The organism is Brevibacillus schisleri, from assembly GCF_055685845.1.
In genome coordinates, this window is the sequence record NZ_JBVNDM010000001.1 from 6,205,424 (window position 1) to 6,226,647 (window position 21,224).

Sequence of the window (21,224 nt, forward strand, 5' to 3'; positions counted from 1 at the left end):
GCCGAATTTTCGGCACTCAACAGGGAGGGATCATCCGCTGTGAGAGCTTGTATTGCAGCGTCTGTCTTGGGATGCCCAGGAGCTTGGCGGCGCGAAGTACATTGCCGTCCGTTTGCTGCATCGCCTCTTTGATCACCTTTTCCTCTACCTCACGCAAAATTTCGGGCAGCGTACAGCCTTCCTTGGGTAGGAGTTGAGCCGAGATTGGTGCTTCCTTTTTCTCAGACTGCGAGCGTTCCAGCAAATGAGCCGGAAGATGATCCAACAAAATCATGTCCGACTCTACCATATTCATGGCTGCTTCTATGACATGCTCCAGTTCACGGACATTCCCCGGCCACTCATACGCAGCAAACAAACTAGCCACTTCACTGCTGATTCCACGCACATTCATACCGAAGATCTGGTTGAACTTTTCCAAGAAATGATCGATCAGCATATCCACATCTTCTCTGCGCTCTCGCAATGGAGGCAGTTCAAAAGAGACGACGTTGATCCGATAGTATAGGTCGGTTCGCATGACACCTCGTTCCACGAGTGACTGCGGTGCTTCGTTGACTGCTGCGATTACCCGTACGTCCACTTTGGTCGAATGGCTCCCACCGATCCGTCTGATCTGACCGTCCTGGAGGACTCGTAGCAGCTTTGCTTGCAAATCGAGCGGCATACTGTTTAGTTCATCCAGAAATAGCGTACCACCGTCAGCCAGCTCGAATAACCCTGGACGATCATCGGCTCCCGTGAAGCTTCCTTTTGTCGTGCCAAACAGCAGGCTTTCGAGCAGCGCGGCCGGAAGCGCGGCACAGTTTTGCGCGATGAATGGCTTACTACTGCGCACAGATGCGTGGTGAATAGATTGGACAAACAGTTCTTTTCCCGTCCCGGTTTCGCCGTATATCAACACAGGAGAACTTGTCCGGGCAGCTTTTCGAGCGCGTTCTTTGAGCCGTTTCATTTTTTCACTCATCGTCAAAATATCTTCGAAATGGAAAGTCGTTTCATCTACCGCGCGTTTTGTCCGTTTCGGCTTGCTAATTTTGGCCTGAAGATCAACCAAGCGCTCCGACAGTTCTTTTAGCTTGCCGATATCCTTCGCCACCTCGACTGCACCAACTAACCGTTTGCCTACTCTCACCGGAAGTGTCGTGTTGATTGTCTCTACACGCATTCCCTTCCAATTCTTATATGTCTGTGTCTGGTTGTAGATTGATTCGCCACTATCGATAACACGAAGCAGTGTACTCGACTGTCGATCAAGTGAAGGAAAAACCTCCAACAATGGCTTCCCCAACACCTCTTCTGAGGTCAACCCATCGAGCTTGGCTGCGACATGATTGTAGAAAATCGTAATGCCATTTGCGTCCACAACGTGAATCCCTTCATCGATAGCACCCAAGATCGCCTGCAACATTTCTACCGTATCTGACAACGGCATCCTGGCTTTCACTCCTTCCTTCCATTCATGCTGCCAAAAAATCATCACTTCGCCGAATATTCGGCACTTTTACGCTATTATCGATTACGCCCTACCTGAATAGCAAGCATAGCGGTATACAGTAAATGTCCCAATATCCAAATGAGGAACGCTGTCATACTGATCGGGGATTTACTTAACACACTAAATGGGAAAAACGCGACAGAAAAACCGAGCATCCAGTACAGCAAGTATCGTACCGATCGGGCTTTTCGTTCCCACGGGTAAAAGTGCATGAGAAAAAAGGCGACGATCACACTAATCAGCAGATGAATCAATAGTTCTACAATAGAGGGCAGGTTTTCCATGCCCGGTACATAGCTGACATCAATTAAAACGGGAAAGGTATTGGTATCAAACAAACCATCCCCGAGCGCCAAAAAAGCAGCAAGACCCAAACCGGCTATTAGTCCATTTGTGAGTACAAACATGCTGTATCCCCCTCTCACTTCAGCCGCAAGTACTCCTATTGTACGTGCAAAAAACCGCCCTTGCAAAGGGCGGCAGGCTGTCGAGAAAGTCGACAGCCATTTTTATTTCACTTAATTTTAAAGCGACACCGCGTTAATTTGTTATAATTCTTATAATTACATTTTATAGTAGGTGATTATTGTGCTTACCTCCAATGATAAAAATCCACAAATGCATTACGAATTTGTGTGTCTTGATGAATTGGTCCCAGAGGACCATTTATTAAGGGTCATCCAGAAACATATAGATTTCTCCTTCATCCGAGAAAAAGTACGTCAATATTATTGCGAGGATAACGGTAGACCGTCGATTGATCCTATTGTTTTATTTAAAATGATTTTCATTGGATACCTTTACGGTATCCGCTCAGAGAGGCAACTCGAAAAAGAAATCCAGACTAATATCGCCTATCGTTGGTTTCTTGGCCTTTCTTTAACAGATCGAGTTCCAGATCACACAACAATCAGTTGGAATCGTCGAACCCGTTTTAAAAATACAAATGTTTTTCAGGAGATTTTTGATGAAATTGTTCGCTTGGCGATTCAGCATCGAATGGTCGCTGGACGTGTATTGATAAGTGATTCTACGCATCTTAAAGCAAATGCGAATAAACGAAAATTTAAGAAGCATGTCATCGAGAAAACGAGTCGTGCCTATCTCAAAGATTTAGAGGTAGCAATTAATGAAGACCGTGAGGTACATGGAAAAAAGGATTGAAGCCTAGAGAGGGTGTGAAGGAAGAAAAGGAAATCAAGATGAGTACCACTGATCCGGAAAGTGGCTACATGGTTCGAGACAGCAAGCCCGAAGGCTTTTTCTATCTCGATCACCGGACTGTCGATCATAAGTACAATATTATTACCGATGTCCATGTCACTGCTGGCAATGTCCATGATTCCGTTCCTTACATAGATAGGCTGAATCTCCAAATCGAGAAGTTTGGGTTTCAGGATACAATTGAAGCTATTGCATTAGATGCTGGTTATTTAACTACTCCAATCTGCAAGGCACTTCACGATATAAATGTATTTGCTGTCATCGGTCATCGTGCCTTTACACCTGTTAAAGGTCTTTTTGCTAAATGGCGCTTTAAATATGATCTGGAGTGCGATGTGTACACATGTCCTCAAAAACATACGCTTACTTATTCGACTACCGATCGAAACGGATACAGGATGTATAAGTCCAATAAAGAAATATGTAAAACTTGTCCAAGGCTTTCTGAGTGTACCCGATCTAAAAATCACCAAAAGGTGATAAGCAGGCACGTTTGGGAAGAGAGTAAGGAATGGGTTCGACAGAACCGTTTAAGTAAATCGGGGAAATATTTATATAGATTAAGATACCAAACCATAGAGCGAAGCTTTGCAGATGCTAAAGAACTGCATGGGCTTCGCTATTGTAGGTTACGCGGACGTGAAAATGTCCAAGAGCAGGTATTGATGACAGCAACAGTACAAAACATTAAAAGGATAGCGCTACACCTAGCGAAAGCAAGTTAGGTGCAGGCTATCCTTTTTTTCAGCACTTCGTGCTGAACAATACTAAAAAGAAATCCCCCAAAAGGGGGTTTCTCTTCAGGCTGCCGCCCTTGCAAAGGGCGGCTTATTTTCCTAGCTCTATTTTCAGCTCATGCTCACCAGCGTACTGCTCATTCATCCATAGCTGGTATGCGATTTCTACCTGTACAGGAACCTCTGCCTCGTAGCGAATTCGCAGCTTGTTCGTATGCGTCTCCATTGCGAACGGGCCATAGGGACTTTGATAGGTAGAATGGGTGCTGGCTCCTTTTTCGAATTGCTGCCTGGTTGAAACACCACCCTGACGGACCAGCGTAATAGACGTATCTGTCAGCTTCAGTGTCGTGCTTACTTCGCCAACGTCCTCCATCTGCTCTTTGTAGGTCAGGTACCACGCAGATGCTTTTTGTACGCGCTTGCCTTCATAGCTGTGGGTCGTTTCTTCCCAGTTGCCTTCGACATGATGCCGTGCCGTCAATTTCACTTGTATGTCTTGCATGCTGCTTCCACACTCCACTTTCTTTCGCTTCCCTTATATCCCTACATTCTACCCTTCATCGCTCTTCTGTGGCAACCGCCGCCTCCGCTTTGGCATCCGCCGCCTCCGCTTTGGCATCCGCCAGCAGGAATCTCATGGTAGCAGCAATCCCGATCGCCGCAAGCAACAGCAGACCCGCCAACACCAGGTATCCGACTCCTGCCCCCGTGTAATCGATCATCGCCGTAAACAAACCGATCAGGACCAGACGCATCATCATGCCGATGGAGTTGAAAAAGCTCATAACCCGCCCCATCTGCTGCTTCGGCACAACTATCATATAGAGCGATTGCCGAATCAAGCGAACAGAAGCGTTACTCCACCCGTAAAACGTGTACGCCGCAATCAGCGCCCAGCCATACGGCAAAGCAATCATGACGACAATGGCAATCGCGAATAGCAACGTATTGCCGATCATGGCTGCCAGCTGCCCCATCTTGCGTACAACGATCGCAACGAGTAAACCTGCCGCCACAGCACCTAGTGCATACGTAACCTCTCCTAGCGAATAAACCGAGACACCCGCCTGCAACGTTTGGCTTATGTAAACCGGCTTCAATAAGTTCGTCGCCATAACAGCAACGAAGGGCATCAGTGCGGATATACCAAACAGAAGGAATCCTTTCTTTTGCTGAATGTACCGCCAGCTTTCCATCAGCTGCACCGTCCATGCGACACCCTGGTTTTGCTTCGCTTCTTTTTCCAGTGTGAAGGTATACGTCATGGTAGACAGCAGGGTAAAGGCGAACAAGTAGGTAATCGCATTGAAAATAATCACCACATGCAGCCCGTAGGAGCTCAGCAAAATCCCCGCAAACGCGCCAGCAAGAACGGATGCCGTCTGTCCTTCGATCTCGAGCAGACTGTTGATGCTATTGTAGTGCTTGGGCTCAAACGTCTCCTGAACCAACGCGGACTGGGTCGGGTAATGAATCTGGTACATAAAGGTCGTCGTCAAATAGATAACAATCAGCATCCACTCGGTGTACTCTCCGAAAAAGCCCCAGATCGCGAGCAGGCCAAGTACGCTAAATCCGATCAAGTTTTCTATCAGCAGCATTTTTTTGCGGGAGTAACGATCGATGAGCGTCCCGATATACGGCCCAATAAAAAACATCAGTACCGCAGAAGTAAACATAGTGGAGCCCAAAAGTTGAGCAGAGCCTGTCGTTTCCACGAGGAACCAGGCAATCCCAATCATCGTCATGCCTTGCCCAAAACCGGAGAACAAATTGGAAAAGAACAGCTTTCGAAATGGTGCGTAGGCAAATACCTCTCTCATACAGACAACTCCTTTGTAAGAAAACCTCCGTCGACTTTTCAATCATCTCACTATTATGATTGTACTGACTATTTTATACTTTGTAAACTAAAATGTTTATTAATTCAGTTCAATTTCTCTCACCAATAGGAAAAGCCCCCGGTTCTTTTTCAAAACCGGAGGCTTTTTTACACAGATATCTTATTTTACAAAGCTCAAGAGCAGCTCGCGAACGATTTTGGACGCCGCGATTTGCGTCATTTCACTGTGGTCATACACAGGAGCAACCTCCACCAGGTCACAACCAATGACATTCGCACCGTTGTTTGCCATGAAGTGAATGGTATCGAGCAGCTCACGAGACGTGATGCCGCCTGCTTCTGTAGTACCTGTTCCTGGAGCGTGCGCAGGGTCCAATACATCGATGTCGATCGACAGGTAGATCGGACGGTTGCCGATGGTAGGCAGCACTTGCTTCACTGGCTCCAGTACATCGTATTTGTACAGGTGCATGTTTTCTTTTGCCCACTCAAACTCGTCCTTCATCCCGCTGCGGATTCCGAAAGAGTATACATTTTTACCGCCGATTAGGTTGCATACCTTTTTGATCGGGGTGGAGTGGGAGTATTCGTATCCCTCGTAGTTGTCACGCAGGTCTGTATGCGCGTCAAAGTGGAATACGACCATGTCTTTGTACTTTTCATAAACCGCTTGGAATACTGGCCAGGAAACCAAGTGCTCTCCGCCAAGACCCAATGGGAATTTGCCATCTGCCAATACTTTTGCCACGAATGTACGGATCGCGTCCAGACTACCTTCCACGTTTCCAAAAGGAAGTGGAATATCGCCTGCATCAAAGTATTTGATGTCTTCCAACAGCCTGTCCAAGTACGGGCTGTACTCTTCCAGTCCGATAGAAACCTCACGAATACGGGCAGGGCCAAAACGAGAGCCCGGACGGAAGCTCACTGTCCAGTCCATCGGCATCCCGTAAATAACCGCTTGGCTTTCTTCGTAATTCCCGTGACTACGGATAAAGACATTTCCAGAGTATGCTTCGTCAAAACGCATAGGTGTAGTTCTCCCCCGATTAGTCGCGGGTCAGCTCAGCCACAAAGTTAGGCAGTTTGAAAGCAGCGTGGTGAACTTCCGCATTGTAGTATTTGGTGCCCAGATCTTTGATTTTCGCTGGGTCTACTTCCAACGGATCATGTTGCTTGGAAGCGATGGTGAAGCTCCACAGTCCGGATGGATAAGTAGGGATGCTGCAAGTGTAGAGGCGAGTAACCGGGAAGATCGATTTCAGGTCTTTGAACACACGCTTGATCAGTTCACGGTTGAACCAGGGAGATTCCGTTTGAGCAACCATGATACCGTCTGGTTTCAAAGCATCGTGGATGCCTTGGTAGAAACCTTTTTCGAACAGACCTACAGCCGGGCCAACTGGCTCTGTAGAATCGACCATGATCACATCGTACTCACCTTTGTGGTCATGAATATGTTTAATACCATCGATGACTTGTACATCTACACGCGGATTACCTGTCAATGCACTCGCAATCTCAGGGAAATATTTTTTGCAAGACTCAATGACGCCACCGTCGATTTCAGCCAGAACTGCTTTTTCTACAGACGCGTGCTTTACGATTTCACGAATAGCACCGCCATCGCCGCCGCCTACAACCAGAACCTTTTTCGGGTTTGGATGCGTATTCAACGCGATATGAGAAATCATTTCATGGTAGACAAACTCATCGACATCGGTAGTCATAACCATGCCGTCGAGCACTAACATGCGACCAAACTGCTTCGTATGAATTACGTCGATTTGTTGAAACTCGGATTTCTCACTGTATAGGGTCTCTGTAATTTTCGTTGTTATCCCGTGATTTTCCGTCTGTTTTTCGGTGTACCACAATTCCATGTTCATGGCTATGTAACCTCCTTCAATTAACCGCATGAAAATACAATATAACAAGAAAATTATAGTAGCTGTCTTCCAAATTGCAAGATATTTTTCTAGCAAGGAAAGTTTAACCAGCTTGCAAGCGACACATACTACTAGTAACGTAGTATGTCCTATTTTATTTATTCAACCGCAGAAAGGAGGAGAGGCACACATGGAAGTCATTCGCGAAGCCCCATTGCTGCGCTATTTGCGTTGGGCTAAGAAATTTGTAAAATTTACCATTCTCAGCCTATTATGTTTCTCTTTTGCCATCTTGCTGCTCATTTTGTACTTACGCTCACAACCACTCCCGGAAACATTTGTGAAACAAACCACGACGATTTACGCTTCCAATGGAGAGATTTTGGATACGATGCATCGTGGCGAGAACCGGATTTCTGTGCCACTTGCAGAGATTTCACCAGCATTGCTTGATGCGACCATTGCTATCGAGGATCGTTCGTTCCGCGAGCACTTCGGTTTTGATTGGAAACGATTAGCCATGGCTGCTTATGTCGATGTCGTTAACATGGACATGCGTCAAGGTGCCAGTACCATCACCCAACAATTGGCGAGAAATCTGTACCTCAGCTTGGACAAGACATGGGAGCGAAAAATCAAGGAAGCCCTGCTTGCGATTCAGCTTGAACTGAATTACAGCAAGGATGATATATTAGAAATGTACGTGAATCAGATTTATTACGGACATTCAGCCTATGGCGTACAAGCTGCTGCCCAAACCTATTTCGGCAAGGACGCCAAAGATTTGACGGTAGCAGAGAGCGCCATGCTCGCAGGCATCCCTAAGGGTCCTACTTATTATTCACCATTTGTCGATTTGGAACGCGCCAAAGCCAGACAAAAGCTCATTTTGGATGCGATGGAGCGCGACAATCTACTGACATCGAAGGAAGCAGAGCAAGCCTACGCGGAACCAATCAAGCTGAAACAGCGAGCAAACGATAAGGTAACCGAGCCAGCTCCTTATTTCCGTGATTACATCGCTACTTTGGTAAAAAACAAATATGGCATTGACGAAGAAAAATTTATTCATGGTGGTCTAAAAATCCGCACGACCCTTGATCCAGTTGTACAAAAAAAGGCCGAGGATATCGTCGCCTCCGTCTTACCGAAGAATAATCCGAATTTGCAGGTTGCCCTCGTCGCCATGGACCCTGCTACCGGCTATATCAAAGCGATGGTAGGTGGACGTGATTACAAGGTGAGTCAGTTCAATCGCGTGCTTGGCAAGCGCCAGCCCGGTTCCTCCTTCAAGCCGATCATGTATTTGTCAGCCTTGCAAAACGGCTATACACCGCTCACGTTGATGAAAAGCGAACCGACCGTTTTTACTTACGATAACAATAAGCAGTACATTCCCGGCAATTTTGGTGGAAAATATCCAAACGCACTGATCAACATGCGTGAAGCAATCAAAACCTCCGACAATATTTATGCCGTCAAGACCATTGATTTTCTCGGGCCGCAAAAAGTGGTTGATCAGGCAAAGCAGTTAGGTATCACCAGCTCGATGCAAGCAGTTCCCTCTCTCGCACTAGGGACTTCACCTGTCTCTCCCTTAGAGTTAAACGCAGCTTATGCAGCAATCGTCAACAAGGGACAAGCAGTGAAGCCCATTGCGATCACTTCCATCGAGGACAGCGAGGGCAACATTTTGGTTGAAGAAAAACCAGAGAAAACGCAGGTAGCCGATCCTGTCGCATCTGCTCTCTTAGTCAATATGATGCAAAGTGTATTTGAACAAGGCGGTACGGGATATCGCGTAGCTGGTGAAATGAACCGACCAGTAGCAGGGAAAACAGGATCTACGGATTATGACGCTTGGCTGAGCGGATTCACTCCGCAACTGGTTTCGACCGTATGGGTAGGTTACGACAAAAATCAAAAAGTCGATGATGTAAAGGAAGGCTATCTGTCCAAAAAAATCTGGGCCCAGTTCATGGAAAGTGCGCTCAAAGGTCAGCCCCCTGCCCTCTTTGACATGCCAGCTGGTGTTGTTTCTGTCTATATCGATCCCGCTTCTGGAAAACTGGCGACCGAGCATTGTCCGAATCCACAGCTCTTTTATTTCGCCAGCGGAACAGAGCCTCAAGATTATTGCATGAATCACATCCCCAAAAATGAGACACCAACACCTTTAAAGCCGCCGGATTCTTCGACCTTTTGGCAGCGCATGGGCAGTTGGTGGAAACCGGATCACTAAAGAAAAAAGGACGTTTCTCTTAATCGAGTACGTCCTTTTTGTATGCCTATTAACCTAGCGTGTTCTGATTGTCTCCGCCGCCTACGACTCCATCTCCATCGGCAAAAACATGGTCGTTGACGATCGTAATCAGACCGGCATGATCAAGCTGTTCCAGTACTTCAAACAAGCTGTCCCTTTTTCCAGCAGGGAGCTTGCGTACAAAATTGTTTATCTCGGTCGGAGTCACATGTGTGCGGAAATGGACGCCACCGTGCCTCACAAAATGATCATGCGATTGTTCATTACCACGGAGATCTTCTTCCAATGGGTACCGCCCCTTCCGTCAAACAGTTTGGTTCAATCCCCATTAGTGTTCCGCGATTTCCCAAAAACTATGATGAACGCTGACAATTATATAAGACAAACAGGGAAAGAGTGACGGCTCTCTCCCTGTTTGTTGACCAAGTGTACATGTAACACAATATGGAAATAAGTTTACCTGACTTCAATTGTGTGAACAATTGATTTCACGATTTGTTCACAGACCGTTCACGATTTCCAACTTTAGGACAAATTTTGCTTTAATTCCTCGGTAGAATTCTCATACATCGCCTCGTTATTTTCAATCAAAAGCTTTTTCAGAGCGGCTTTTTCCTTCTCGGATAGATCGGTCAGCATAATACGTCTCTTCATGGAGTAATCCATGCGATTCACGTGATCCGCCAAAATTTTGTAGCCCCTACGCGCTTCCCGATCGATTTCCATATAGCACGCAGTCGCCCCTGCATAGTAAGGACCGGCTTCATTGCGATCGACTGTTACCCAAACGAGCCAATAAGGCTTTCCATTTGGTACTTCTTCTTTATTTGTCGTCCATTTGATGCCTTTTTCTACAGAACTTTTGGCATGCAAGGCACCCATGTCAATGTACGCTTCGTCCCCATCGATAATAACCGAGGACACAGCATTCAGGTCGAGTACACCTTGACCAAAACCGCCGTGTACATCGGTTTTTCCACTCATGATAGTAAAGCCGCCTTTTTTATTATCAAAAATATCCATTTGAATAACCTCCAGACAATCATTCTCCTTCCTTTTATTCTACTCGAAAAACGTACGGTGACGCAATTTGCCTATGTGCCCAGTTATTTATCCATGGGCTTTTGGGTGTTTCGTTTTTTGTTTACAAGCTGGATAATTTTTTCGATGCCCCACATGATCAGGATCGTTACGATCGCTGTATGGACGGCCATGGCAACCTTCATGACTAACAGTTGGCCTAGCATCGTGTCAGAAGGAACAATAAACAGGTAGTACACAAAGCTGATACAAAGAACACTTAGAAAGATCAACCAGCCTCGAAAGCCTAGCGTGAAGCGAATGGAAGCAGCGATGAGCAAACCAATCAAAGGCCCCGCAAACATCAATGAGAATACGAAAGGACCGAGTATGAACCAGACAATCCAATTATCATCCATTGTCTTACACCCTTTGCTTTTGGTGACTACACATCAGTGGAATCCGTAGTTTCTTCTACCTCAGCCAGTCCACGCTCATCAAGCACGTAACGTCTGCCTGTTTCTTTGTAACGCTCCGAATCATCTGATGAGAAGCGTTTGATCAGAAAGCGCGCTGGCTCCGCTCCCTCTACAACTACAGGCGGCTGAAACTCCAAGTCTTCACCATCTCGAACATGGATAACAACGATGCGATCGTGATATTCAATAGACAGGTCTTCCCGTACTTCTTTTTTATTGGCGTCGAGCGTAAAGGTCTGGCCGGACTTGTGTATCGTAACTTCAGGAAAGCTTTTGTCATCTTGTGCAATGATGTAATACAGATAGTCCGCATTTTGATCCGGAGCATTGCGTAACCCTGGTTGTAATTCATCATCTCCCTGTAGCAATCGCGTTACTTGGTCGATGACCTCTGGGATGGTCGGCAGCTTGGCGTGTTCGCCTTTCACGTAGTATCGTTTTTTCATATCCTTCTGGGCGTAATTGGCACTCATGTACGGAACGGTACCGTCCCCAACGCCAGGATCGAGAATCGGGGACCATTCGTTATAAAAAGAATCATAAAAGTAACCGAGCAATGTTACTTGGCCGGTACCCACGATGGAATACTGTGGAACATTGATTGTTTTATTATCCCACTTTTCATGCATCTGGCCGCCATGTCTGACGAGCGGCGCATAATCGAGGCGAATATTTTTGTCCTTTAAAAAATCATCATAGGTGTAGTACTGAATGTTACTCCTTTTCAGGAAGCCAACCGTTTCAAAGTACTTTTTAGAGGGTAGCAGCTCGTAAACGGCAGGTGCATAGGAGGAAATCACTTTCCCCGTTTCCTCATCCAGCCAAGGGATCGAAAAATTGTATCCGTGCTTAAGAGCCTGATATGCCCGTGGAGAGCCAAGGAAGGGTGTGCCCATGTACACGACACGATTCACTTTGCGCTGGTAGGACACATTGGATAGAAGTGTTTCTTTTACCAAGAGCCCACCCATGCTATGTGCCACCAAATGCACCTGGTTTGCCCCACTTGCCTTCAGTGCAGCATCGATTTTCTCTTTTAGAAGCTTGGCATTTTTGGTGCTGCTGTACCGCCAATCGTACGGTAGTGCAAATAAGGTGCGGTGCTTTTTGTATCCTGCCTTCTCCAGTTCCTTTACCATGCTGTAATACTGTTCAGTAAGTTCTTTTAAAAATGGTGCATAGGAAAGATATTCGATGGCGTAAAAATCATCTTTTTCCGGGCGGATCTTCGCATCACTGGCGACTGGCTGTACATCTATACTATTTGGCTTGATCGGCTCCAAGGAGAGTAGCCGGCGGTGTTTAGGATCATTAATACCAATGAGACTATCTCCAAGTCCCAACCATATTTCCGATCTCTTTCCGTTCTGCTCTACTTCGAGTCGCGACCCACCCACTCCCGGGATTAAGATAACCGGAATCGTCCTGTCTCCTATATAAAGACTGTACGAGTTAGCGGTAAAACCCGAGCGTTTGCTGGCCATGACCTTGACTATGTAGGTGCCAGGATAGGCATTGAAGATAATATGTTCATCCGAATTCTTCGCTTTCTCGGAACTAGCGACGACTTTTCCAGCCTCGTCGAGCAGAAATACGTCCATATCCATTCCAGTAGGGATATCCTTGAGAGAGATCTCCACAGTAGAGGAGAGCGGAAAGGATAAGCTGTAAAGATCTACATCCGTCTTTGAATGAAGATTTCCTACGATATTTCGGTTATATGCATCCAACTTGTATGCCGCTTCCATTGTGTCATTCGGCTCGTATCCATCTGCCTTGCCCCCTCCATGATCCGCGGAAAAATCAGCTCGCAAGCGGTAGTAGTAATCTTTCGAAAACGAGCCCTGCTTTCCAACTACCTTGATGTAGTACCATTTGTCTTTTTCCAGTGCCTGTCCCTCGATTAGCTCAGGCTCATTTCCATGCTGCTCTGAACGGGCAAGCTCCCTTTCCCCCTCATCATACACATACAAATCGTAGTCTTCGTTTGCCGGAATATCTGTGAGGGAAATATTCATCTGTCCATTTGTTGTTCCTCTGATTTTCCAAAAATCCACATCATCTTTGCTGCTAATCTTTCCATGGCTGTCCTTTCCATCAAATAGCCAATCTGATTTGCTGCCCAAGGTATCATTCGGTTCTACCTCAAAGCGAACTTCTCTATTTCGCAGTTCCGCTTCTCCTGGCTTATTCTCGCTTGAAAAATGCGCATAAAATTCCTCTGCTAGCCGCGAAAGCTCTTTATCGGAGGCATCCTGCTCCTGTTTGTGTTCTGCCTCTTCCGGCGGGGCCTCGTTTTTGTCTTCGCCCTCTCGTTCGACCAACGTTAACGGCTCTTCCTGATCGGCAGCCATTTCATCCCAAGGCGCCTTTTTGATTTTTATTTTTTCTACGGTCGGCTCTATGTGTTCAGGTAATGATAGCTCCCAGCTACCCAACGCCCCCTCTGCATCATCTATGAACATCGTTATCTGGATAGGGCTATCATCCATAGGCAATATAGCGAGGGAAATCTGAGACTCCTCGTGAAAAGAACGGATTTTACTGACGCTGTCCTGACTGACAGAAAGCTCGACTTTATCCGGAGTACCTGATAATTGTGCCTGAAAACGCACCTCTCCCTCGTCGATCCAGGCCCACGCCTCCTCTACGAATATCTCCCGTTCTTTTGCCCAGCCCTGTTCCACTGTATTTCCCAAGCATAAAGCGAATAGGAGAAGCACACATAGCAAGCGCCGCGTGATTATTCCCACAAAAATCCCCCTCATCCTTTTTCTAGCTTTACAGTAGAAAAAGACAGAGAGGGGGTGCAAATATTTTTACTGCGTCGTATGGTTGCGGATTCCTTGTCGTTCCCATGCATTTGCAATGATACGGAAGGGTAGCGCATAATCTTTTATTTCGTGCCCTTGCCCAGAAGCTTTATTTTGATAGGGGAAGCCCTTGTTCACGTCAAAACGAAAGGAAACAGAGTAATAGACTGCGTAGCTCGCATCCTTTTGGAAGCCATGCTGTTTATCCCCCATCAAAGGCGTATCTACACCCACTTCACGAGCTCCTAGCTTGGAAGCAGAATAGGAAGGGCCTCTCCAGTGCTGTGGAGTCGCTTGTTGCAGGGCTAACAACGACTGTAACGGCGTTTGGCGTAAGCCTGTTTCTGAAATCCATGCCCGCGCAGCTGTCACGACAGGAAACTGATTACTCACGGGATGGCGGTGTCGATCCTGTAGCTCCATTTGTGTCAAGATGCGCTCACCCGCATAGTAATCATTTGGCTGGCTGTTTGGATACCGGTCTCTGGCATGATACGCTGCCCATTCGGCTGTATGGCGAATCGAGCCTGTTGCATTCGGTTCAAAGACCTCAAAGGAGCGCTCTCCCCCTTTTACCGTAATGGTATAGCGTCCTGCCATCGTTTTGGAGAGGTTCCGAGGCTCACACACCTCTTCATCTTCGTCGTTCATAGCGCAGCTCTCGTAGGATAGTTCAAAATCGACCTGATAATCCATCACAATGACAAAGCCGTTGATTTCAGCCTTGTACTTTTGCGATTGGAGTACTTGGCGCCAAGTCGTCTGTGTTGGGACCGTGGTTCCCGTGTATACGACCTCTGTGCCTGTAGATGCACTGCTTACCTGCCATTGCATCGGGGCTCCGGGGCCTGTCAGCTTCAGATCAAGCTGTGGTGGCGTATAAACCGCCATGCTCTTGGCATCTGAAATCCACCCCGGATTCGCAGTGACAGTTACGTTTTTGATCGTGTCCCCGCTGATTGAACTCTCCAATTGCGCTTTAAATTGCGTGATTTTCTGATTGATCTCCTGTTCTGTTTTTTGGAAGCCTTCGTTTATTTTCGACTGATCAATGACCACGCGAATCGTGGCAGGCTCACGTTCCCACACGCCATCTGCATGTAGCGGCAGTTTTTGTAGCTGTCGACGATCACTGTCATAAATCTCTAACCCAATTTCACCGCCATCAAAATCGCCTCCACCACCAGGCGGCTCCGGTAATTCTCCACCGACAATCTTCACTGGCCAAGCCGCACGATTGTCTGTCCAGATCGTCTCGTTTTCCGGCAGAGATTTCCCAGGGTTGATATGGGCGATAAAATCCTCCGATTTTTGCGGATACTTCGTCGGAACCGTGATCTTACGCACCTCACCCGGCTTGAATTCATTCACGTCCAAGCGAGTTTCCTTTTCTGAGCTCGCCCAGCGAACAGCCAATTTCGTATCATGTGTTAATTTCCCGGCATTCTTCACGTTGAATGTAATCGTCGCATCGGTTCCTGCCACTTGAGGGCTCTTCGGATCAATTTGAAAGCTCGATTTCACAATCAGTAAATTCTCTCCATCCGGTTTTGGAACGCCTTTGCCGATTTGCACAAAAAAATGACCGTCGCAACCGTCACTCTGGGTTGAATAAAATTGCACCTTGTACAGTCCTTCTAAAAGAAGACCATTTTCGTCTCTCGGGAAATACACCCAGTGGCTATTTGTGGAGGTGTTTGAGCTATCGAGTGCCTTTCCGTTTCGCTTTCTTTCCCAGGAGCCAGACGTAGGATCAAACCATCTCATCGAAAAGTGACTATCATCCGACAAAAACATCCGAAACCGATACTTGTCTGGAATCTCATCTGCCGCCATTTCAATGGTTTCACCACGTTGAATATCCTTGCTCCACTTTTGGTTGTTTCGATCGATTTCTACTGACGCGAGAATATCCCAGCATTTTTGGTCGGATTCAATGGTGAATCGCACCTCACCCGTACAGCCCGTCTCGGACTCGAACAGCAGTACGATTTCATCGCCAACATCTACGCTTGCCGGCAACATGAGCCTGAATGGCTCGTCCGCTGCAAGCTTGTCGGTTAACGCTGTTTTTCCTTCAGGGCTCTTCCAATACCAAGTACCAGATACCTTTGAGGAAAACGATAGATTGGTATCGTATTGATCTCCAGCCTTCGTAAAGTACTTGATGTATACGGGGTCTTTCAATGTAAATCCTGAGCTGACCGATCCATTCATGCCTTCACCCTCAGGAGAAAATGGCAGAGGTGGCTCGCTATGTACTAAAAATGAAACCTTTTTTTGATCAGCGATCGAGCAGGAAGCATCTTTTACCACAATCGTTATTTCCCAATTGCATTCAGGTCGCTCCCCCCACTTTGTCCCATCGAGGTTTAGCTTTAGTTTATACGTTTTTCCTCGCTCGAATGGAAAATAGTACGGGTTATATATATTTCCGAACGGAAGCTTTAAACTGGAGGAATCATAGGGTCCCCATCTGCCATTGTCATTTTCCTTGACTGGCAAGGTATAGGTTTTTCCGTTTGGAAGGGATACATCCCACTTGAGCGATGCCTCCGAGCTATCTCCGTATTTGGTTGTGTATTTGGCCCGGAACGTAAGCGTATCGAACGGCATAATCTCAATGGTTTGACCGTTTCTTACTGCAGATGCCGACAGCGTAACGATGGGGCATGAGTCTTCACCATCTGGCGACTCCACTCTAAAATATTTCTCCCAGCACTCTGTTCCATCATCACTGGTGTAGACGACTTTTACCCGTCCAGAGCTACCGATGCTTCCTGTCCCGACTTTCCTGTTGCCATTCGCCCCAGGCTTCATGTCATAACCATTCATCGTGTATTTTCCTGGTTTATTGGCAGAGAGAGTGATATCGGCATTTTTTTCGACAGCAATATCTGAGCCGCCGCTGGCAACAGCATTGTGGTCTTTAATATCCTTGTCGCCAACGACTTGAATGTTCAGTTTGGTTTTTGTTGATCCGATTGTACATGCTGGACCTGGGTCAGGCTTTTCGGGATCAGGCTTTTCCGGTGGAGTAACATCACCCACTGTGAATTGTGCTGTATAAGGTGTCGAAACGCTTATGCTGCTTGATCCTTGGCGGCTTCTTTGATGTAGGTCAGTGATGGTTAGCGATATTTCATACAGGCCTGGCTCGGTAGGCTTATAGTCGGTATTTTTAAAGGCCCACTTGTAGCCTGGGGGACTGCTTGTCTCGTTTACCTTGGGAACGGTCGTGCTTGGATCGTTGAATTTTTGATTCGATAAGATGCTCTTGTATCCACGTCCTGTTGTCTTGTTGATCACGCTTAAAGACCATACAAAAATGCCGCGGTCATAGTAAGAAAAGTCCGTGGCATTTGCATGGATCTCAACTGTTTCGTTGAGGTTGTATTTTGTTTTGGTGGTGGTTATGCTGCCGCTGGGTTGTGGGGTTGTTCGGAAGTGGCCTACTGAGATGTACCCTCCTTTTCCGTCTGGGACGAGGTTGTCTCCTTTGGTGTAGCCTGCGCCGCCTGAGGCGGAGGCTAGTTCTGCGAGGTTGTAGGCTTGGTAGGGTTTGAAGTCTGGTACTTCATTAGCTGTTACCCATTTCCTATAAACATTGGCAGGTCCGCCAAGTATGTAGTTTGGATTCCCTCCAAACTTGCTAATCCAATAGGTAGCCTCATCTCCGTCCACATAGTACCATCCCCTGTCTGCCTTTTTATGTGTATCAGCAAAACCTAACACTCTATTACTATCAATAACTCTGTCTATTTCAATTTGTGAAACTGTTGCACCAAGCTGTGCATCAATATCTTCAATTGCAATGATATCGAAACTCCCCTTTGGAGAAAGCTCTTTATTTGAATCTACGGTCGCAACCACAATACCGTGATAGTTAGGAGAGGCATCAACAAAATTGGGCTGTAGTGTAATTAACCCACACAAAAGCACAAAGGAAAGCACAGAAAAAGATAATTTTCTGTACTTAGTTAATTGTTTTCTCAATTACTCTCCACCCTTTTCTATATAAAATCTTCGGGTGTTATTCTTTTGTTCTAAACTAGGTAATTTTGTATACAAGTAAATACCCGCATCAGTTGAGTCATTTGTATTTATTACACTAAAAGATAAAGAACTTACATTGCTTAACGATATGTTAAAAGATTGGTTATTTAAGAATCCTTCCCTTCCGTTTTTTTTCGTAATGAACATTGCTTTTATCATAAAATCACTATCACCCTTAGGCACCTTCCCACTAATCTTCCCATTCACAACGTTCAAGCTCTTATGAAACTCATCCGCAAATTTAGCCCCTTGCTCAAGCTGCCATTTATCCTTCCACAAATAACGCAAAATTTCCGCCGCTTCCCCTCGCGTCACAGGCAAATCCTCACGAAATTTGGGCTGACCACTAGGTGCTGGCTTCATCCATCCCCACGTGATAAGCGCCCCGGTATTGGTTAAATTCGGATTCTTTTCACCCCGAATTGGCTTCCACGCAGCATATACCAGCGCTGCCGTTTCTTCCTTCGTCAACAGCCTGTTCGGCTCTACCTTCACCCCCGCCAAAATCCCCGCCTTCTGCGCCTGCTCATAGCTCATCTTCGCCCAATGGCCTGCCGGGAGCTCCGGAACGGGGGCTACCTCCTTCAATCCGCGAATCGCTACTAAACTCGCGATAAACTGCCCTTGCGTGATTTGGCTATTCGGATAAAAGTTCCCCTTGCTATCCAGCCATAAGTATTTCTTCTGTACACCGAAATCAATGGCTGTCCTTGCTGTATGTGAAGCGTAATCCTTCGCTGACGCAGCAGCCTGTACGGTTTGACTATCAGCTACTCCAGTAAGCCCTGCCACTGCGAAAACAGCTCCTAGTAGGTATGACATGATTGCACGTTTGTTCATGGAATGACCCCCTCTTCATCGGATATTTTACCTATATTATCCATTTTTAGAAAGAGTCTGATTTAGGTTCCTTTGCAAAAAGCTTCGCAACGTATTCTCGGGCACCGCCCCTTCCAGCTTGTCGATCACCTTACCTTGTTCGACGACAAAAATAGTGGGGGTTGCCTCTGCCCCGAGGCGCGACGCTTCATCCAGCTCTTTCTGCTTATGGATATCCAGTCGTTGGATCATTTCAGGTGGATACTCCTGTACGACTTTCTCAAATGTCGGGCCGAACTCCGTACAATATCCACAGCTATCACTATAGACGTACACCACTCTTACTTCTTCACGTGCACTGGCTGCACCCCACCACGCACTTATAGCGAGGGCAAGCATAACAACACCGAGCACGATCCACAGCCACCATTGTTTGCTTCTACTCACGTCCATCTCCCTTTCGCGAATCAAAATGTTTCATAACCTATGCACTTGTCAAAGAACGATGCCCGTATTATGCAGCTCCGAGCTGAGACAAAAAAAGCCAGCCCCATTGGACTGGCTGACATTTAGAAAAAAAAGACGTACCACAACTCTTGCAAGTTCGTACGCCGTGCTTTTCCTCGTATGATGTTTCCTATTGCATAAGTGAACTGCCGCCGTCTTCCTTCATCAACGCACGCAGTTCTTCAATAAACGCCCGCCCTTTTTGAATCTCTTCCTCGGTGTAGCGCTGCTTGCTCTTAAACGTAAAGATTTTGCCCTTCATTTCCTCATAGGGCAGGTGGTTGAAATACAGAATCGTAGAAACCAGCTCGAGAAAACGGGAATTCTCCTCGTTCATACGCAAAATCGCACGTTCTCCACTACCGAAGTCAACCTCATGAAACTTGAGAAAATCATGACCGGTTTCGTTCAAAGAGTAACGATACATATGAATGGCACCTTTACTCTCCATTTGCTCATCCAGAAGCCCCATGTTGCACAGCTCATCTACTCTGAGCGTCAGCTCTTCCGAATATGGACCGTACATGTGAAACTCGTAGCGCTCATCGAAATCCATCTCCAGATGTTTTCCTATGTACACCATCTTTTGTAATTTTTTTCGCCCGCTCACTTCGCCGACTATCTCAATCAGGCGTATGATCTTGGCGTGACGATTAAGCATCCTCCATCACTCCCAGACGTTCTCGAATCTTACGGGAGAGATCCCCCGGCAAAGCCATGACTTTATCCAATGGAAAGTACAGCTTGTAATCAAAACGCCGCTTTCCGCTAATGGCCTGTACAATTTCTGACTTCTGTGACAGCTCGACAAGTTCGCCTGAAGGCATTTGGAGCATAATCGGAATGCGCTCCTCTTCTTCTCCGGCACGGTAAAAATCATACGGAAGATCGGAGGTTGTGTCTACCTCCAAATAATACATCGGATCAATTCCGGCAGATTGAAATAGTTCTTTCAACTCAGACAACAAGCGAAAATCCCTCGGATTATATTCGACGTATTTAAAGAGATTCCTGTCCAAAAAACGGGCGCACAAATCTTTCAACACAGGGTCCTGCTCTCTGCGCCAGAGCTGCATATAGAAAAGAATGATCGACTCATCAAGCGCCAAATAGTCAGCCAGTTCTACTTTTTCCTGCAAGAAAGGCAGCAGCATAACAGGCTCCTGCATGAACGGATAGCCTTGAGAGAACAAGAGCTTCGCCCGTTGAAAAATTTTGCACAAGATTACTTCGGCACTTCGTGTCACGGGATGGAAATAGACCTGCCAGTACATTTGATAGCGAGACATGATGTAGTCTTCGACAGCATGCATCCCGCTGAATTTAAAGACAATGCCATCCTCCTGCGGCCGCATGACACGCAAGATACGCTCAATCTCGAAATTGCCGTAATTGACGCCCGTATAGTAGGCATCACGCAGCAAGTAATCCATCCGATCGGCATCGAGCTGGCTAGAGATAAGACTTACGATCAGTTTATTGTCATATGTCTTATTAATCACTTCTGCCAATTTCTTCGGGAAGCTATCATCAAACCGACGAAGAATTCGGTTGATTTGCGTATCTCCAAGCAAAATGGCGCGCGTCCAATCCTCGTGGTGATACTTGAACACCTTTTCAAAGGAATGGGAAAACGGACCGTGGCCCACATCGTGGAGCAAAGCCGCACATAGACACAGCAGCTTTTCCTCGTACGTCAACTGAATACGGCCTTCGAACGTCTCCAAAATTCTGCGCATCAGTTCATACACGCCAAGCGAGTGGTTAAAGCGGCTATGCTCTCCACCGTGAAACGTAAAAAAGCTGGTGCCCAGTTGCCTAACTCTGCGCAAACGTTGGAATTCTGCCGAGTTGATCAAATCCCAAATGAATTTGTCCCGCACGTGGACGTAGCGGTGAACAGGGTCTTTGAATACCTTTTCTTCATGAAGAAGCTGGGGCTGTTGCATCCTGGACACTCCCTTCCTGTACTGCTTTCTATCTATTACTGACAGTGAATTTTGATTCTATCATATCATACGTCTGATACCATTTCTTGCTTAAACAAACTCTTACAAAAATCTGAAGAATGCC

Annotated in this window: 17 protein-coding genes; 2 read left to right on the forward strand and 15 right to left on the reverse strand. The window is 46.6% G+C overall.

Going from position 1 to position 21,224, the window contains the following annotated elements; translation table 11 throughout:
* Positions 1–16 precede the first annotated feature (16 nt).
* The gene (locus ACUUHJ_RS29440; protein ID WP_472300771.1) at positions 17–1,435 is read right to left on the reverse strand and encodes a sigma-54 interaction domain-containing protein; all 1,419 of its coding nucleotides are present in this window, start codon (positions 1,433–1,435) and stop codon (positions 17–19) included.
* 77 nt (positions 1,436–1,512) lie between these two features.
* Positions 1,513–1,905 (reverse strand): hypothetical protein, encoded by a 393-nt coding sequence (locus tag ACUUHJ_RS29445; protein ID WP_015893672.1) that lies wholly within the window; start codon positions 1,903–1,905, stop codon positions 1,513–1,515.
* A 211-nt stretch (positions 1,906–2,116) separates the two neighbouring features.
* On the opposite strand from ACUUHJ_RS29445, the gene ACUUHJ_RS29450 reads away from it, so the two are divergent.
* Positions 2,117–3,447, forward strand: a protein-coding gene (locus ACUUHJ_RS29450; protein ID WP_472301122.1) for an IS1182 family transposase whose coding sequence is annotated in 2 segments (ribosomal slippage) — positions 2,117–2,657 and positions 2,657–3,447 — 1,332 coding nt in all. Because the reading frame shifts where the segments join, the coding sequence is not laid out codon by codon here.
* Positions 3,448–3,550: 103 nt separating this feature from the next.
* Here the strand turns inward: ACUUHJ_RS29450 and ACUUHJ_RS29455 are convergent.
* The 4 genes from ACUUHJ_RS29455 to speE all read right to left on the reverse strand — a co-directional run bounded on the left by ACUUHJ_RS29455 (position 3,551) and on the right by speE (position 7,188).
* The gene (locus ACUUHJ_RS29455; protein ID WP_064200368.1) at positions 3,551–3,964 is read right to left on the reverse strand and encodes a YwiB family protein; all 414 of its coding nucleotides are present in this window, start codon (positions 3,962–3,964) and stop codon (positions 3,551–3,553) included.
* Positions 3,965–4,019: 55 nt separating this feature from the next.
* Positions 4,020–5,285, reverse strand: a complete 1,266-nt coding sequence (locus ACUUHJ_RS29460) for an MFS transporter (protein ID WP_472300772.1) — start codon at positions 5,283–5,285, stop codon at positions 4,020–4,022.
* A 180-nt stretch (positions 5,286–5,465) separates the two neighbouring features.
* Positions 5,466–6,335, reverse strand: a complete 870-nt coding sequence (speB, locus tag ACUUHJ_RS29465; RefSeq protein ID WP_017252411.1) for an agmatinase — start codon at positions 6,333–6,335, stop codon at positions 5,466–5,468.
* A gap of 19 nt (positions 6,336–6,354) precedes the next feature.
* Complete coding sequence (gene speE, locus ACUUHJ_RS29470; RefSeq protein ID WP_026134007.1) at positions 6,355–7,188, reverse strand: polyamine aminopropyltransferase; 834 nt, start codon at positions 7,186–7,188, stop codon at positions 6,355–6,357.
* A gap of 196 nt (positions 7,189–7,384) precedes the next feature.
* On the opposite strand from speE, the gene ACUUHJ_RS29475 reads away from it, so the two are divergent.
* Positions 7,385–9,436, forward strand: a complete 2,052-nt coding sequence (locus ACUUHJ_RS29475; RefSeq protein ID WP_472300774.1) for a transglycosylase domain-containing protein — start codon at positions 7,385–7,387, stop codon at positions 9,434–9,436.
* A gap of 49 nt (positions 9,437–9,485) precedes the next feature.
* On the opposite strand, the gene ACUUHJ_RS29480 is transcribed toward ACUUHJ_RS29475, so the two are convergent.
* The 9 genes from ACUUHJ_RS29480 to ACUUHJ_RS29520 all read right to left on the reverse strand — a co-directional run bounded on the left by ACUUHJ_RS29480 (position 9,486) and on the right by ACUUHJ_RS29520 (position 21,100).
* Positions 9,486–9,743, reverse strand: a complete 258-nt coding sequence (locus ACUUHJ_RS29480; RefSeq protein ID WP_064200364.1) for a hypothetical protein — start codon at positions 9,741–9,743, stop codon at positions 9,486–9,488.
* Positions 9,744–9,982: 239 nt separating this feature from the next.
* The gene (locus tag ACUUHJ_RS29485) at positions 9,983–10,480 is read right to left on the reverse strand and encodes a YwhD family protein (protein ID WP_015893679.1); all 498 of its coding nucleotides are present in this window, start codon (positions 10,478–10,480) and stop codon (positions 9,983–9,985) included.
* An 83-nt stretch (positions 10,481–10,563) separates the two neighbouring features.
* Positions 10,564–10,896: a hypothetical protein gene (locus ACUUHJ_RS29490; protein WP_289674972.1), complete on the reverse strand. Its 333-nt coding sequence runs from the start codon at positions 10,894–10,896 to the stop codon at positions 10,564–10,566.
* 26 nt (positions 10,897–10,922) lie between these two features.
* Complete coding sequence (locus ACUUHJ_RS29495; protein WP_472300775.1) at positions 10,923–13,709, reverse strand: lipase/acyltransferase domain-containing protein; 2,787 nt, start codon at positions 13,707–13,709, stop codon at positions 10,923–10,925.
* A 66-nt stretch (positions 13,710–13,775) separates the two neighbouring features.
* Positions 13,776–17,765 carry an ABC transporter permease gene (locus ACUUHJ_RS29500; protein WP_472300776.1) on the reverse strand — a complete coding sequence of 1,330 codons (3,990 nt, stop codon included), beginning with the start codon at positions 17,763–17,765 and terminating at the stop codon, positions 13,776–13,778.
* Positions 17,766–18,665, reverse strand: a complete 900-nt coding sequence (locus tag ACUUHJ_RS29505; protein WP_472300778.1) for an S-layer homology domain-containing protein — start codon at positions 18,663–18,665, stop codon at positions 17,766–17,768.
* Between the two features lie 36 nt (positions 18,666–18,701).
* Complete coding sequence (locus ACUUHJ_RS29510) at positions 18,702–19,097, reverse strand: thioredoxin family protein (RefSeq protein WP_289678167.1); 396 nt, start codon at positions 19,095–19,097, stop codon at positions 18,702–18,704.
* A 184-nt stretch (positions 19,098–19,281) separates the two neighbouring features.
* Positions 19,282–19,812 carry a YwgA family protein gene (locus tag ACUUHJ_RS29515; protein WP_472300779.1) on the reverse strand — a complete coding sequence of 177 codons (531 nt, stop codon included), beginning with the start codon at positions 19,810–19,812 and terminating at the stop codon, positions 19,282–19,284.
* Entirely contained in the window at positions 19,805–21,100 is a 1,296-nt protein-coding gene (locus tag ACUUHJ_RS29520) for an HD domain-containing protein (protein WP_015893687.1), read from the reverse strand. The genes ACUUHJ_RS29515 and ACUUHJ_RS29520 overlap by 8 nt, the downstream gene beginning before the upstream one ends.
* Between the last annotated feature and the right edge of the window lie 124 nt (positions 21,101–21,224).

Coding starts and splice junctions, on each gene's coding strand:
- ACUUHJ_RS29460 (WP_472300772.1), bottom strand. CDS start 5,285: ATGAGAGAGGTATTTGCCTACGCACCATTTCGAAAGCTGTTCTTTTCC.
- speE (WP_026134007.1), bottom strand. CDS start 7,188: ATGGAATTGTGGTACACCGAAAAACAGACGGAAAATCACGGGATAACA.
- ACUUHJ_RS29445 (WP_015893672.1), bottom strand. CDS start 1,905: ATGTTTGTACTCACAAATGGACTAATAGCCGGTTTGGGTCTTGCTGCT.
- ACUUHJ_RS29455 (WP_064200368.1), bottom strand. CDS start 3,964: ATGCAAGACATACAAGTGAAATTGACGGCACGGCATCATGTCGAAGGC.
- ACUUHJ_RS29520 (WP_015893687.1), bottom strand. CDS start 21,100: ATGCAACAGCCCCAGCTTCTTCATGAAGAAAAGGTATTCAAAGACCCT.
- ACUUHJ_RS29440 (WP_472300771.1), bottom strand. CDS start 1,435: ATGCCGTTGTCAGATACGGTAGAAATGTTGCAGGCGATCTTGGGTGCT.
- speB (WP_017252411.1), bottom strand. CDS start 6,335: ATGCGTTTTGACGAAGCATACTCTGGAAATGTCTTTATCCGTAGTCAC.
- ACUUHJ_RS29490 (WP_289674972.1), bottom strand. CDS start 10,896: ATGGATGATAATTGGATTGTCTGGTTCATACTCGGTCCTTTCGTATTC.
- ACUUHJ_RS29485 (WP_015893679.1), bottom strand. CDS start 10,480: ATGGATATTTTTGATAATAAAAAAGGCGGCTTTACTATCATGAGTGGA.
- ACUUHJ_RS29515 (WP_472300779.1), bottom strand. CDS start 19,812: ATGCTTAATCGTCACGCCAAGATCATACGCCTGATTGAGATAGTCGGC.
- ACUUHJ_RS29510 (WP_289678167.1), bottom strand. CDS start 19,097: ATGGACGTGAGTAGAAGCAAACAATGGTGGCTGTGGATCGTGCTCGGT.
- ACUUHJ_RS29505 (WP_472300778.1), bottom strand. CDS start 18,665: ATGAACAAACGTGCAATCATGTCATACCTACTAGGAGCTGTTTTCGCA.
- ACUUHJ_RS29475 (WP_472300774.1), top strand. CDS start 7,385: ATGGAAGTCATTCGCGAAGCCCCATTGCTGCGCTATTTGCGTTGGGCT.